Raw genomic sequence first — 14,101 nt, 5'->3', positions numbered from 1 at the left:
ATATTAAATTCCGTAAAACAAGACTTTATATTTCAAACTTAAAGTCTTGTTTTATTATGTATAATATATACAATAAAACGTTGTTATTAGTTTTATAAAAAAGTTTAGGTAGGTGTTGTTGTTTATATGAAAACGATAGGTCTTATAGGTGGTATGAGTTGGGAATCAACTTCTGAATATTATCGAATTATTAATGAAGAAATAAAAGAGAGATTAGGAGGGCTACATTCAGCAAAATGTTTGATTAATAGTGTGGATTTTGAAGAGATTGAACGATGTCAGTCTAGCGGAGATTGGGATGGTGCTGGAGAAATTCTAGGGAATGCGGCATATTCATTACAAAAGGGAGGAGCAGACTTTATAATCATTTGTACAAATACAATGCATAAGGTAGTTGGAAAAATAAAGGCGAAAATTGATATTCCAGTCTTACATATTGCTGATGCAACTGCAAAAGCAATTAAAAGAAAAGACATTCAAAAGGTTGGTCTGCTTGGAACTACATATACAATGGAGCAAGATTTCTATAAGTCACGTATAGAAGAAAATAATATAAAAGTAATAGTACCATCAGAAAAAAATAGAAAAGAAATAAATAAAGTAATATATACAGAATTATGTTTAGGAAAAATAGTATCTCAATCTAGAGAATATTATAAAAGAGTCATCGAAGAGTTAGTGCAAAAAGGAGCACAGGGAATCATATTAGGTTGTACAGAAATAGGGTTATTAATAAAGCAAGAAGACGTATCTGTCCCGATATTTGATACGACTCATATACATGCAATTGAAGCAGTCAAGGTAGCTCTAGATAGAATGTAATTATATTATGTAAACTAAATTCATATATCTGGAAAACATTCAGAAAATATTTTATAATGTAAGTGGTTACATTTAAGGGGGAATGCGCATGTTTTCAGTTCAACCAATCGCATTTGTACATAATGAAAGAAAGGAAATAAAAGATGATGAGTGGGGAGAAGTAAGATCCCGTATAACTTTAACTGAAATGTATGCAGAAGAAAGTATACAAGGGATTGAAGATTTTTCTCATATTGAAGTTGTTTTTTATTTTCATAAAGTAACTGACGAGCAAATTCAGTATTTTGCTAGACATCCTAGAAATAATAAGGATTATCCTGAAGTAGGTATTTTTGCACAGCGCGGGAAAAATCGCCCGAATCGCATAGGTGTAACAATTGTAAAGGTGATCAAAAGAGAAGGTAAATCAATTATTGTTGAGGGATTAGATGCTATTGATGGCACTCCTATATTGGATATAAAACCAATAATGAAAGAGTTTATGCCGAAAGAAGAAATACACCAGCCTAAATGGGCAACGGATATAATGAGACAGTATTGGAAGGGGAATGGAGTAAAATGAGAATATATGAGGCAACAATTGCAGATTTAGATGGACTAGCATCAGTTTTTAATAACTATCGCATGTTTTATAGGCAGGATTCTGATTTAGAAGGGGCAAAAGTATTTTTACGAAACCGAATTGAGAAAAAAGAGTCCGTTATTTTCGTAGCAGTTGAAGACGGCGAATATATTGGGTTCACACAACTATATCCATCATTTTCTTCCATTTCAATGAAAGAATTATGGATTTTAAATGATTTATTTGTACAAGCGGCGAAGCGTGGAGCCGGAACAGGTAAAAAATTATTAGAAGCTGCTAAAGAATACGCATTAGAAAATGGAGCAAAAGGTGTAAAATTACAAACAGAGATTGATAATTTATCAGCACAACGATTATATGCTGAAAATGGTTATTTGAGAGATAATCGTTATTTCCATTACGAATTAACGTTTTAAAAAATTAAGTTGAAAGAGGCATTTTCAAGAAAAAGAATTTCTTTGTAATGAGAAATTCTTTTTTATTTTTGCCTAAATTAAAAAGTATGACAATAACGATAAAACGATATTTATTTATTGTTAAACGATAAATTATGTGGTAAAATTATGTTGTCATTAAATAAGTGAGTTATTGTAAATGAACCTTAAATGAAGTTCAACAACGTTCTTAAAAGTAATTATTTTTCTTTCTGGAATTGCAGTGCTTGCCTTATGCATATTTTTAGTGCCGGAAATGGCGAATTTTGTAGCGAATTTGTATCCTAATATCGCTCCGATAAAATATCTTGTTTTCATTGTGATGTATGGAGCAGCTGTGCCTTTTTATGTTGCTCTTTATCAGGCTTTCAATCTTTTACAGTATATTGACGAGAACACAGCGTTCTCGGAATTATCTGTAAAGTCGTTAAAGAATATAAAGCGCTGTGCAGTTACAATCAGTGGTTTGTATGTATTAGGTTTGCCACTTTTTCATTTTATAGCGAAGAAAATGGAACCTCCTATTGGGTTAGTGGGACTTATTATCATTTTTGCTTCGTTCGTTAGCGCTGTTTTTACCGCTATCCTTCAACGCCTTCTACAAGAAGCAATTAACATAAAATCAGAAAATGATTTGACAGTTTGAGGTGGCGGATATGACAATTATTATTAATATTGACGTCATGTTAGCAAAATGAAAGATGAGTGTAACGGAGCTTTCGGAGAAGGTTGAAATTACGATGGCGAATCTTTCTATTTTGAAAAATGGGAAAGCAAAAGCGGTTCGTTTTTCAACATTAGAAGCGATATGTAAAGCTTTGGAGTGTCAGCCAGGGGATATTTTGGAGTATAAAAACGATGAGAATACTCAATAAAAACAGATAACAAATGTAAATAATAGAAGTCAATAAAGAAGGGATAGCCACTAAGCTATTCCTTCTTTACGTTAATTGCTGTTAGTAATAAAAAATATAATTTGAATTGCAATGTCTGCTTATCAAAAGGGAACTTGCTACCTTTGTATTATAGTTGATTTAAAACCCAGTTTGTTGCATCTTCAAAGTTATCTGCAATGTAGTTTGGTTCAATATGTGCCCATTTGTTTCGGTACGTATGCAAAGCATCATACCCAGCGCCTGTTCGGACTAGAATCGTTATCGCATTTACTTTTGCTCCTGCAACAATATCAGTCCAGCGATCACCAACTACAGCACATTGTGTTAAATCAAGCCCATGTTTTTTTGCTGCTTTAAGCAGCATGCCTGTACTCGGTTTACGGCATTCACAACCATCACCGTGTTTATGAGGACATACATAAATATCATCAAAACCGAAGCCTTCTAATTCTTGTACAAAATCGGCTACAGTTGCTATTCCATCTGCAATCCCAGGTTGATTTGTGAAAGAGAAAATTTTTATATTCTTAGCTTTTAGTTTTTGCAAGGATGTTTTTGTAAATGGAAATAATGTAAAAGATCCTGGATAATGTATTGTAGTGTCACCACCAATTGTACCGTCACGATCAATGAAAATTGCTTTAATGTTTGTCATAGTTATAGCCCCTTCAATTTATAAGTAGTTTAAAAATGTTTTACAAATCGGTAGCCATTTACCTCATAGCCTAATTTTTTGTAAAAAGGATGAGCTTCTACTCTTTTTGTTCCACTAACTAGCCATGTGCCAATGCAATTATGTTTCTTTGCTAATTGTTCTGCATAATCCATCAAAACTTGTCCAATGCCTTTACGTCGTATGTTAGAATCAACGCTAATAATTGAAATCTCTCCATAACGTGTTACATCTTCTAAATTTTCACGTATACGAAATCCAAGTAATCCAAATATAGCTTCTTCTTCCTCGTAAACATATAAAAAATCAAACGGACTCATTTGTACGAATTGTAATCGATTGTTCATATCTTCATAGGAAATAGAGGAACCTTTTAATTCTTTCGTTAAAGAACAAAGTGCGTCTATATCATCTATCGTTGCTTCACGAATTTGAAAAGACATATTATCCACTCCAATAAAATGTAATCAAACATTTAGTATTCTGTTAAAAAATGTTTTTTCCTGCCATAAAAATAAATATTTTATAATGATATATAGATAGTTATATGTTATTCTTTTCCTTGATTTTATTGGAAATGGAAAGAGGGGAAATGCATGTTAGAAGTAAATATCCGCTCAGCTGGATATGAAATAGGTGAAAAAACAATTCGTGATATAGCTTTTTCTATCGAAAAAGGTGAACTAGTTGCTCTTATTGGAGCAAATGGTGCTGGGAAGAGTACGACGATAAAAACGATGCTGGGATTACTTGTAAATATGGACGGTGAAATATCATTCGGTGAAAAGAAAAATCCGTATGCATACGTACCAGAACATCCAACATACTATGATTACTTGACGCTCTGGGAACATATTGAATTATTAATGGCAGCTCGTGGAAGTGAAATGGGAAGCTGGGAAGAAAGAGCGGGACAATTATTACATACTTTTCGAATGGATAAGCATAAACATGAATATTTATCAAAGTTTTCAAAAGGTATGAAACAAAAATCGATGCTAATATTGGCGTTTTTAACTGAGCCAGATTTTTATATAATTGACGAACCCTTTATCGGTTTAGATCCAGTAGCTACGAAAGAGTTTTTAAGTTATTTATATAAAGAAAAAGAGCGCGGAGCAGGAATTTTACTTTGTACGCACGTATTGGATACTGCTGAAAAAATTTGTGAAAGATTTTTACTCATTTCACAAGGTACATTAGTCGCAGATGGACATTTAGAATCTATTCAAATGTTAGCGGAAATGCCGGATAGCTCATTACTAGACTGCTTTGATATAATTGTAAGGCGTGAACAACATGATTAAACAACAATTTTATAAAAGATTATGTCATGAGCTCCAGCGGAAGTGGAAGTCTATATGTTCGGTAACAGATTGGACAGTCGCGTTATATATTATTATTCCAACACTTATATTTATGGGAATCTATTATAGGTCACTATGGATAAATGAATTATCAATGGAAGAGACGATTTATTTCGGATTAGGATTACTCGCATTTTATCTAGTAACATATCCGAGAGGAGTTCGTTCGTTTTTTGAGCAAGCGGATAGTTTATTTTTAATTTCGTATGCAACACATATGCGAAAATTAGTCCAGTATGGCATGATGTACACATTTGTTCGAATAGCGATAACGAATGTAATAGTAGTCGTTATTATGTTACCAGTGTTGATGAAAAGTATCGGAGTAACAGAGATACAAGTCGTATTATTTTGGGTATTCTTTACTATATTTCGATTTATGTTGTCGTTGTTAACAAGATTTATTCATGTACAGGTGGGGAAACGATGGGTTTTATGGATTGTAAAAAATGTAGTATTTTCTATGAGCTTGTCCTTTTTTGGAATTAGTTTATTTTTTATTTATAAAAATCTATATTATTCAATTCTATTTATCGGTCTAGTAATTTTCTTAAGTAGTGTATTAGTAAAAGAGAAAATGAATTATAAAAAGTTCTTTTTTAAAGAAATCGAGAAAGAAAAAGAGGAAAGCATGCGCTGGACGAGCGGAATTATGCAAGTTGGTGGTCATGCAGCTAAACCGAGTAGCTCGAATAAAAAACCGTGGATGTTTCCGCGTTCTAAAAGACTATTAGGAAAAAAAGCAGATTCTCTTATTGTCGAATCTTTTTTGAAAGAATTTTTCCGTACAAGTACTGCACGAATATTTTATATTCAAATTGTATGTATGAGTACTGCAAGTATAATCATGACTCCAAGGTGGATTGCAGCTATTGTTCTTGTATTTACTGTAGTTGCAATTTCTCGCTATGCGCGTGATTATTGGAATGAATTTACGAAAAAAATGTTTCTTCATTTATATTGTGAAGAAGGAAAATTACTTTTGCTAAGGTGGAAGGCAGATCGTTATTTACTACTACCAGCAATACTCTTGTATGGAATAGTTATACTTGCCCAGTTTTATTTATTGCCAGCTGTGATTGGTGGCTTTGTTTTTATTTTATTAATTGTATGGATTGTATTTTTACCATAAAAAAAGAGCCATTGACGGCTCTTTTTCTAGTCTGTAACACATTGATAAATAAAATATACTAAAACGAGTATGCTTGCGGCGGAATACATGACATCTAAAGTCATTCAAGTGCCTCCTCAATATTGTGGTATTAATATTGTATGAAATCTTACAATTTCATATTCAAGTGAAAAATATGTGAACGTTAACAAAATTGTAAAGTGCAAAAATTATAATCATTTTGTATAATAGAAGAAACCACCGTTATATAAAAAATAATGAGTGAAAGGGGAGGGAACATAAATGCCAAATTGGTTTAGAAAAACCTTAGTCGCATTAATTACCGTATTTACATTTGGTTTAGTGACGCCTCCTTCCATATTGCTTGATAATGCCAAAGCTGCGGACAAGCCTACGAGCACAGCTGGGCAACAAAGTTTGGAGAGCACGTCCTATACATATGAAGAAACGAATGACAGGTTAACCACCGATACTTTTATTACTTATGCAATGCAAGAAGCAGAGAAGCAGTCGATGCAAAAGTTTGGTACTAAAATTGGTCCAGTAATTGAAGATGAATTTAAAGATGTAATATTACCGAAAATTGAAGAGGCAATTGCTGAGCTTGCTAGTGATGTACCAGAAGACTCACTACAATCATTAGCGATTTCTCAAAAACCAGCTGGTGGAAATAATGAAAAGATTTTTCACGTCTACGATACGAAATCAGGAAATGATTTATTGCGTTTCCATGTAAGAAGAGATCATCCGCCGCAAGATGGTTATTATTTTAATTTCCATTATCACCGTTTTGATGATGGATACTCTGGACATCATGAGTTAGGAAATATTTATTGGAATACAAATGTACCGCCGAAATGGTTGTCTTAAAAAGAACAAGAGAAAATCTTGTTCTTTTTTATGTTTATAGAAGGGACAGACAACTATGTTGTTGAATAACATAGGTTTAGAAAAAAGAAGTAAAAGGAGTATGGAGATGCAAAAATACATTGTTTTTGACTTTGATGGCACATTAGTAGATTCGCAAAATATATTTGTACCAATTTATAATCAAATTGCTGAAAAGCACGGATATAAAACGGTAAAGGAAGAAGAAATTGAACATTTACGTAAATTAACGATGCCAGAGAGATGTAAACAACTCGATGTACCACTGTATAAATTACCGATATTAGCGTTGGAGTTTTATAAATTATATCAGCCTGCTATAAAAGATCTTGTTTTATTTCATGGGATGAAGGATGTATTAGATGAACTATATAAAAAAGGATACGGTATTGCGGTTATATCATCTAACTCAGAAGAGCATATTCGGGCATTTTTACACAAGAATGATATAGAAAATATACAAGAAGTGTATTGTTCTAAAAATCTGTTTGGTAAAGATAAAATGATAAAAAGATTTTTAAAATCGAAAAAGATAACAGAGCAGGATATGTTATACGTTGGTGATGAACAGCGAGATGTAGCAGCGTGTAAAAAGGCTGGAGTGAACGTGATTTGGGTATCTTGGGGATATGATGTCATTGAAACAGTGAAAAAAGATGCACCAGATTATATGGTTCATAAGCCGATGGAAATTGTGGAAGTAGTACAAGGAGCGTATTCTTAATATGAATACACTTCGAGCAGGCATTCATCATATTGAATTTTGGGTAGCGAATTTAGAGGAGTCCATTTCTTTTTATAATAAGTTGTTTTCCATAATTGGATGGAGAAAGTTAAATGAAGTAGCATATAGCACAGGAGAAAGTGAAATATATTTTAAAGAAGTAGATGAGGAAATCGTAAGGACGTTAGGGCCTAGACATATTTGTTATCAAGCTATTCATAGAGAAGTAGTTGATGAAGTAGCAGATTTTCTTTCTAGTACGAAAGTGAAGGTAATACGTGGTCCAATTGAAATGAATCATTATTCGGAAGGTTACTATACGATTGATTTTTACGATCCGAATGGATTTATTGTAGAAGTTGCCTATACACCAAAGGCAGAAATGTAAGGGGAATAGATATGAAGATAATTACAGCGCAGCAAAACAATATACAAATTGTAAAAGATGCAGTGGATATTAAAGAAATTTCTAAAGGTTTTTCGCCTGACAAGAAATATATAATTATGAGTGCGAATAATGAAAAATATTTATTTCGGACAGGCGATATAAAAGAGTATGAAAGAAAGAAAATAGAGTTTCAAATTTTAAATGAAATGGTAAAATGTAACGTACAGGCACAAAGGCCAATTGAAATAGGTATATTGGAAGAAGAAGGTGTATGCTATAGTATTTTTTCATATTTAGAAGGGGAAGATGCGAAGAGACTATTGTCTACGTATTCACCAAAAGAACAATATGATATTGGCATAGAGGCAGGAAAAGATTTAGCGAAAATGCATACACTTGAAGCTCCTAAGAATATACTTCCGTGGTATGAAAGAGCAATGAAAAAACATAGGAAATATTTAGAGGCGTATAAAACATGCGGAATTAAAATTGAAAATGATGATAAAATTATTAAGTTTATAGATGAAAATGAAATGTATGTAAAGGATCGCCCAAATCGATTTCAACACGATGATTTTCATTTAGAAAATATAATTGTACGGGATGGGAGATATGTAGGTGTAGTTGATTTTAATGGTTATGACTGGGGCGACCCACTGCATGATTTCGTAAAAATTGCACTATTTGCAAGAGACATTAGTATTCCATATTCAATCGGACAAATAGAAGGATACTTTAATGAGAGAATACCAGAGGAGTTCTGGAAATTATATGCGGTGTACGTTGGCATGACAGTTTTCTCATCAGTTGTCTGGACATTACGAGCAGCACCGCATATGTTGGAGGATACGTTAGAGCGTCTTCATATTGTATTAGAAGATCATAAAAACTTTGAACTATCGAAGCCGATTTGGTTTCAACCAGATAAGATGGATATGAAATAGAAAAGGTAGGTGTGATTCGCACCTACCTTTATTTTTTACCATCAAAATAATTATTTGATTTTCTTAAATGTCAGCGGCTGAGTACTTAACATAGCTGGCACATGTAACTGAAGAGATGGGAATTCACCACTCACATTCATTTCATAAGCGAATAATAAACTCATTTTCATTTGGAATAAGTCAATTTTTGCAGAGAAGATGTCGTAGTGATGATGGTGCAATTGAACCTCCATCTCCATAAATTGTACAAATAACGAATCATCTTGTTTGTATACTTGTAATGTTCCGTATGCAGGATGTTCAAAAGTACCAGTATAATCCTCTAACTTGTGAGAAGGTGTAGTCCCTTTAATTTGTTCAGGAAGCGATTCAGTTGCTTCTTTCATCATTTCCTTCATTTTCTCAGTATCTTCTACAGCACGTTTATGCCAATCAATGGATTCTAATTCAAGTAGTTCGTCATAAATTTGATTAGCGAGATAAGTAGGAAGTAATGTTCCTCCAGCATTCGTTAAAATGACAAGGCCTATGTTTTCTGTTGGTATGAATGAAACAAATGCTGAAAACCCATCAATATTACCGCCATGATGAATTACCTTATTACCACGGTAAGCGCTAATAAACCAACCAAGACCGTAACTATTTAATGGAGATTCAGGAAGTGATAAAACTGGTTGATCTGGAATGGAATTATGTGGTGTATACATTTGTTGTAATAATTCAGAGGAGATTAATTCATGATCTCCAAATTTACCTTTGTTTAAGTGAAGAAGGACCCAATTTGCCATATCTTCAATTGTAGAATTAATACACCCAGCAGCTCCAACTGTATCGATGTTATGGAATGGAACTTCTTTTATTTTACCTTCATTTTCAACGTAAGGTAAAGCATAATCATCTGTAGTTTGTGAATCTGTAACAGAGAAGTTTGTTTGATTCATATTTAAAGGCTCTAAAATATGTTCTGTAACGTATTGTTCCCACGTTTGATTTGTAATATTTTCCACAATGTAGCTGATTGTTGTATACATTAAGTTGTTATATAGAAACGCTGTTCGGAACGGCGCATCAAGTGGTAAATGTTTTATTTTTTCAACGAGATTTTTTCGAGATAAGGAAGAGCTATACCAAAGAGCCTCATGACGGCTTACACCGGTTCGATGAGAAGCTAAATCCCGTCCGGTAACTTGTGAGCTAGCAAGTACTTCAGATAAAGAGAAGTTAGGTATAAAAGACTGGACAGGACTATCCCAATTAAATTTTTGTTGTTGTGTTAACAAACTTAATGAAAGTGTGCCAAAAGCTTTCGTTGAGGAACCGATTGCGAATCGAGTATGCGGTGTAACAGCCTCTTTTGTTTCTATATTACGATAGCCGAAACCTTCTGAAATAATAACTTCACCGTCTTTTATTACAGCGACAGCAGCACCAGGAACATTTAAATCCTTCATCATTTTTTCAACCGTTGTTTGTAAAGAAGTCATAACAGGCGTTCCAAATTTAGACATACTTCTAACCTCCAAATATAAATTTTGTTCTACCGCACTATACTTTCGGTAATAGAAAATGAAAACCTTTTTAAATTTGGAAAGTTAATAATTTTGTAAGAATTAGTGGGAGAAATTTTATTAATTAGGATTATTAACTTTACCATTTTTCATGTTATGATAAATTGCATATACGATTGAAAGAAGGTTTTCCTACATATGAAACATGCTGAAAATGAATACTTAAATTTATGCCGCCATGTAATGGAACATGGTACGAAGAAAGAAGATCGTACAGGGACAGGAACTGTATCTGTATTTGGATATCAAATGCGTTTTGATTTGAGTAAAGGATTTCCTTTATTAACGACAAAAAGAGTACCATTTCGCCTTGTAGCAAGTGAACTACTTTGGTTTATGAAAGGTGATACAAATATTCGCTATTTATTGCAGCATAATAATAATATTTGGAATGAATGGGCGTTTAAGAGCTGGGTAGAAAGTGATGAGTATACTGGTCCTGACATGACGGATTTTGGTCTTCGCTCACAACAAGATGAAGAATTTAAAGTACAGTACGATGAGCAGATGGAATTGTTTAAAAAGAACGTTTTAGAAGATGATGATTTCTCAAATAAATATGGTTATTTAGGAGACGTTTATGGTAAACAGTGGCGAGCTTGGAAAACGACAGCTGGTGAGACACTTGATCAATTAAAAGATGTAATTGAAATGATTAAAAAAACACCAGACTCACGTCGTTTAATCGTTTCTGCTTGGAATCCTGAAGACGTACCAAGTATGGCATTACCCCCTTGTCATACATTATTCCAGTTTTATGTAGCGGACGGAAAGCTTTCTTGTCAGCTATATCAAAGAAGTGGTGACATATTCCTTGGAATACCATTTAACATCGCAAGTTATTCACTACTAACACATTTAATTGCACACGAATGTGGTCTTGAAGTAGGGGAATTTGTTCATACAATTGGTGATGCACACATTTATACAAATCATTTTGAACAAGTAGAAAAGCAATTGGCACGTGAACCACGTCCGTTCCCGAAACTTACATTAAATCCAGATGTGAAATCTGTTTTCGATTTTGAAATGGAAGATTTAACGATTGAAGGATACGATCCGCATCCAGCAATTAAAGCACCGGTTGCAGTATAATTGTAGAGGAGATGAAAAAATGATTGTTTCATTTATGGTCGCAATGGACGAAAATAGAGTAATTGGTAAAGATAATAATTTACCTTGGCGTTTACCGAGTGAATTACAATACGTGAAGAAAACAACGATGGGTCACCCGCTTATTATGGGAAGAAAGAACTATGAAGCGATTGGTAGACCGCTGCCTGGAAGACGTAATATTATTGTAACTCGTAATGAAGGATATCACGTTGAAGGATGTGAAGTTGTTCATTCTGTAGAAGAAGTATTTGAACTATGTAAAAATGAAGAAGAGATTTTTATTTTTGGCGGGGCGCAAATTTATGATCTCTTTTTACCTTATGTAGACAAATTGTATATAACAAAAATCCATTATGCATTTGAAGGAGATACATTCTTCCCAGAAATGGATATGACAAATTGGAAAGAGATTTTTGTGGAAAAAGGTTTAACGGATGAACAAAACCCGTATACGTATTATTACCATGTATATGAGAAACAACAATAATAAAAAAGGTTGATGTGAGAATTCGCATCAATCTTTTTATTTATATTCACCAATATAAGTTTATAGATGAGATTCGATAGTGCTATAATGATAGGTAGCATGTAAAAAATGCTAAAATTTTCAAAATTACTAATATAGAAAGAGGAGGAGAATGGATTGAGAAAGATATGGGGGATTCTTTTTCTTTGCTTAACATTCATGTTAGTTGGATGCGGTAAAGAAGAAAAACCACAAGAAGCGTTTGATACATATGTAAAAGCATGGAATAAACAAAAATTTGCAGATATGTATGATCAACTATCAAAAAATGCAAAAAAAGATATTTCAAAGAAAGAGTTTACTGAGAAATATGAAAAAATTTATTCTGGTATCGAAGTAAAAGACTTAAAGGTAGAAACAGGGGAAGTAAAAGAAGATAAAAAAGATGAAGGCCCTGTTCCTTTTAAAGTAAGCATGGATACAGTTGGTGGTAAAATTACTTTTGGCCATGAAGCAAAAATGGTGAAAGAAAAAGATGGAGATAAAGAATCTTGGAAAATAGATTGGACTCCTGATTTTATTTTCCCTGGTATGACGAAAGATAGTAAAGTGCGTATGCAGACGACAGAGCCAAAACGTGGTGAAATATACGATCGTAATGGAAAAGGTCTTGCAACGAATGGGAAAGCTTCTGAAATTGGAATAGTTCCAGAAAAATTAGACGATACTGCTCCGCAAACGAAAGAGACAGTAGCGAAGTTGTTAAATATGACTGTAGAAGAAATTGATCAAAAATTAGCTGCTAAATGGGTAAAACCAGGGTATCTCGTACCAATTGGAATTTTGCCTGAAGGGGCAACGCAAAATACGTACATTGATTTAGCAGGTGTTTCAACAAAACCTGTAAATGTTCGTACATATCCATTAGGGGAAGCGGCAGCTCATCTAACTGGTTATATCGGAAAGGTAAATGCTGAAGATTTAAAAACGCTTCAAAAGAAAGGCTATCAAGCTGATGATCCAGTTGGTAAAGCTGGTTTAGAGCAAGTATTAGAGGAAAGGCTACGCGGTAAAAAAGGTGGCCGTGTCTTTGTAGAAGATGCACAAGGAAAAGAAATTAAAAACTTGGCAAAAACAGATGCTGTTGATGGAGAAAACGTGACTTTAACTATTGATAGTGCTGTTCAAGAAAAAACGTACAATGAAATGAAGGGCGAAGCTGGTTCAAGTGCAGCAATTAATCCGAAAAGTGGAGAAACAATTGCACTAGTAAGTAGTCCAGCATATGATCCGAATTTAATTGCACGAGGAACATCGAAAGCACAACGCGAAGCTTGGAATAATGATCCGAAAAAGCCGATGACGAATCGCTTTACACAATTATCGGTACCAGGTTCTGTATTTAAACCAATTACAGCTGCAATTGGTCTTGAAACGAAAACGATTGATCCAAAAGAAGAGTTAAAAATTGAAGGATTAAAATGGACAAAAGATTCTTCTTGGGGTAATTATTATGTAACGCGTGTGAAAGATGCAAATCCGATTGATTTTGATAAGGCGATGAAATACTCGGATAATATTTACTTCGCACAAGAAGCATTGAAAATCGGAAAAGACAAGTTTATGAGTGAAGCGAAAAAATTCGGATTCGATGAAAAATTACCAATTGAATATGGATTCCCTGCTTCTAAAATTGCAAATGACGGTATTAAAAATGATATTCAAATGGCAGATACAGGATATGGACAAGGGCAAGTATTAATGACTCCTCTTCATTTAGCTTTAACGTATGCGCCAATTGTAAATGATGGAACGATTCCATCACCGTATATTATTAAAACAGATAAACAACCAAAAGCTTGGAAAGAAAATGTAATTTCTAAAGGAAATCAGGATATATTAAAAACTGCTATGACGAAAGTAATTAATGATCCGGATGGTACAGGGAAAATTGCTAAAATTGATGGAATGACTCTTGCTGGAAAAACAGGTACAGCGGAATTAAAAGTATCCAAAGAGGCCGAAGGAAAAGAACTAGGCTGGTTCGCTGCATTTGATTTGAATTCACCAGATATGGTCATTACAATGATGATTGAAGAT

Annotated in this window: 17 protein-coding genes; 14 read left to right on the top strand and 3 right to left on the bottom strand. The window is 33.7% G+C overall.

The annotated features are described in order from the left end of the window. Positions 1-126 precede the first annotated feature (126 nt). From DN403_RS23485 to DN403_RS23465, 5 genes are all read left to right on the top strand, one after another. On the top strand, positions 127-822 hold the full coding sequence (locus tag DN403_RS23485) for an aspartate/glutamate racemase family protein (protein ID WP_000848566.1): 696 nt from the start codon (positions 127-129) through the stop codon (positions 820-822). 88 nt (positions 823-910) lie between these two features. Continuing rightward, a complete protein-coding gene (locus tag DN403_RS23480; protein ID WP_000493250.1) occupies positions 911-1,384 on the top strand; it encodes an SAM-dependent methyltransferase in 474 nt (157 codons plus the stop codon). Continuing rightward, complete coding sequence (locus tag DN403_RS23475; RefSeq protein ID WP_001223866.1) at positions 1,381-1,821, top strand: GNAT family N-acetyltransferase; 441 nt, start codon at positions 1,381-1,383, stop codon at positions 1,819-1,821. Before DN403_RS23480 ends, DN403_RS23475 begins: the two co-directional genes overlap by 4 nt. Before the next feature lie 217 nt (positions 1,822-2,038). Next, positions 2,039-2,485 (top strand): DUF2975 domain-containing protein, encoded by a 447-nt coding sequence (locus DN403_RS23470; RefSeq protein ID WP_033668863.1) that lies wholly within the window; start codon positions 2,039-2,041, stop codon positions 2,483-2,485. A 55-nt stretch (positions 2,486-2,540) separates the two neighbouring features. After that, a complete protein-coding gene (locus DN403_RS23465) occupies positions 2,541-2,714 on the top strand; it encodes a helix-turn-helix domain-containing protein (protein ID WP_015945765.1) in 174 nt (57 codons plus the stop codon). Between the two features lie 148 nt (positions 2,715-2,862). On the opposite strand, the gene DN403_RS23460 is transcribed toward DN403_RS23465, so the two are convergent. Then, positions 2,863-3,390, bottom strand: a complete 528-nt coding sequence (locus DN403_RS23460; protein ID WP_149185804.1) for an HAD-IIIA family hydrolase — start codon at positions 3,388-3,390, stop codon at positions 2,863-2,865. Positions 3,391-3,419: 29 nt separating this feature from the next. Beyond that, the gene (locus tag DN403_RS23455) at positions 3,420-3,851 is read right to left on the bottom strand and encodes a GNAT family N-acetyltransferase (RefSeq protein ID WP_000009776.1); all 432 of its coding nucleotides are present in this window, start codon (positions 3,849-3,851) and stop codon (positions 3,420-3,422) included. A 153-nt stretch (positions 3,852-4,004) separates the two neighbouring features. On the opposite strand from DN403_RS23455, the gene DN403_RS23450 reads away from it, so the two are divergent. The 6 genes from DN403_RS23450 (at position 4,005) to DN403_RS23425 (ending at position 8,851) form a co-directional block, all read left to right on the top strand. Continuing rightward, positions 4,005-4,715, top strand: a complete 711-nt coding sequence (locus tag DN403_RS23450) for an ABC transporter ATP-binding protein (RefSeq protein WP_000895248.1) — start codon at positions 4,005-4,007, stop codon at positions 4,713-4,715. Beyond that, a complete protein-coding gene (locus tag DN403_RS23445; RefSeq protein ID WP_016098464.1) occupies positions 4,708-5,907 on the top strand; it encodes an ABC transporter permease in 1,200 nt (399 codons plus the stop codon). The genes DN403_RS23450 and DN403_RS23445 overlap by 8 nt, the downstream gene beginning before the upstream one ends. Positions 5,908-6,189: 282 nt before the next feature. Then, on the top strand, positions 6,190-6,777 hold the full coding sequence (locus tag DN403_RS23440) for a YpjP family protein (RefSeq protein WP_001134421.1): 588 nt from the start codon (positions 6,190-6,192) through the stop codon (positions 6,775-6,777). Between the two features lie 106 nt (positions 6,778-6,883). After that, on the top strand, positions 6,884-7,519 hold the full coding sequence (locus tag DN403_RS23435) for an HAD family hydrolase (protein ID WP_001174980.1): 636 nt from the start codon (positions 6,884-6,886) through the stop codon (positions 7,517-7,519). Between the two features lies 1 nt (position 7,520). Beyond that, entirely contained in the window at positions 7,521-7,907 is a 387-nt protein-coding gene (locus DN403_RS23430) for a VOC family protein (RefSeq protein ID WP_001094667.1), read from the top strand. Between the two features lie 11 nt (positions 7,908-7,918). Then, entirely contained in the window at positions 7,919-8,851 is a 933-nt protein-coding gene (locus tag DN403_RS23425) for an aminoglycoside phosphotransferase family protein (protein WP_016077781.1), read from the top strand. 50 nt (positions 8,852-8,901) lie between these two features. Here DN403_RS23425 and DN403_RS23420 read toward each other — a convergent pair whose 3' ends face one another. Beyond that, positions 8,902-10,359 (bottom strand): serine hydrolase, encoded by a 1,458-nt coding sequence (locus tag DN403_RS23420; protein ID WP_149185803.1) that lies wholly within the window; start codon positions 10,357-10,359, stop codon positions 8,902-8,904. Between the two features lie 198 nt (positions 10,360-10,557). On the opposite strand from DN403_RS23420, the gene DN403_RS23415 reads away from it, so the two are divergent. From DN403_RS23415 to pbpC, 3 genes are all read left to right on the top strand, one after another. Continuing rightward, positions 10,558-11,514: a thymidylate synthase gene (locus tag DN403_RS23415; protein ID WP_000679600.1), complete on the top strand. Its 957-nt coding sequence runs from the start codon at positions 10,558-10,560 to the stop codon at positions 11,512-11,514. A gap of 19 nt (positions 11,515-11,533) precedes the next feature. Next, positions 11,534-12,022 (top strand): dihydrofolate reductase, encoded by a 489-nt coding sequence (locus DN403_RS23410; protein WP_000637208.1) that lies wholly within the window; start codon positions 11,534-11,536, stop codon positions 12,020-12,022. A 156-nt stretch (positions 12,023-12,178) separates the two neighbouring features. Continuing rightward, on the top strand, positions 12,179-14,101 hold a 1,923-nt coding region (pbpC, locus tag DN403_RS23405; RefSeq protein WP_149185802.1), incomplete at its 3' end, for a penicillin-binding protein 3.

Origin of the sequence: Bacillus sp. AY2-1, from assembly GCF_008368965.1 — a bacterium.
In the GTDB taxonomy this organism is placed as follows: domain Bacteria; phylum Bacillota; class Bacilli; order Bacillales; family Bacillaceae_G; genus Bacillus_A; species Bacillus_A thuringiensis_S.
Note: the sequence above shows the minus strand (reverse complement) of the source record. Positions and strands in the feature narration are given on the sequence as shown.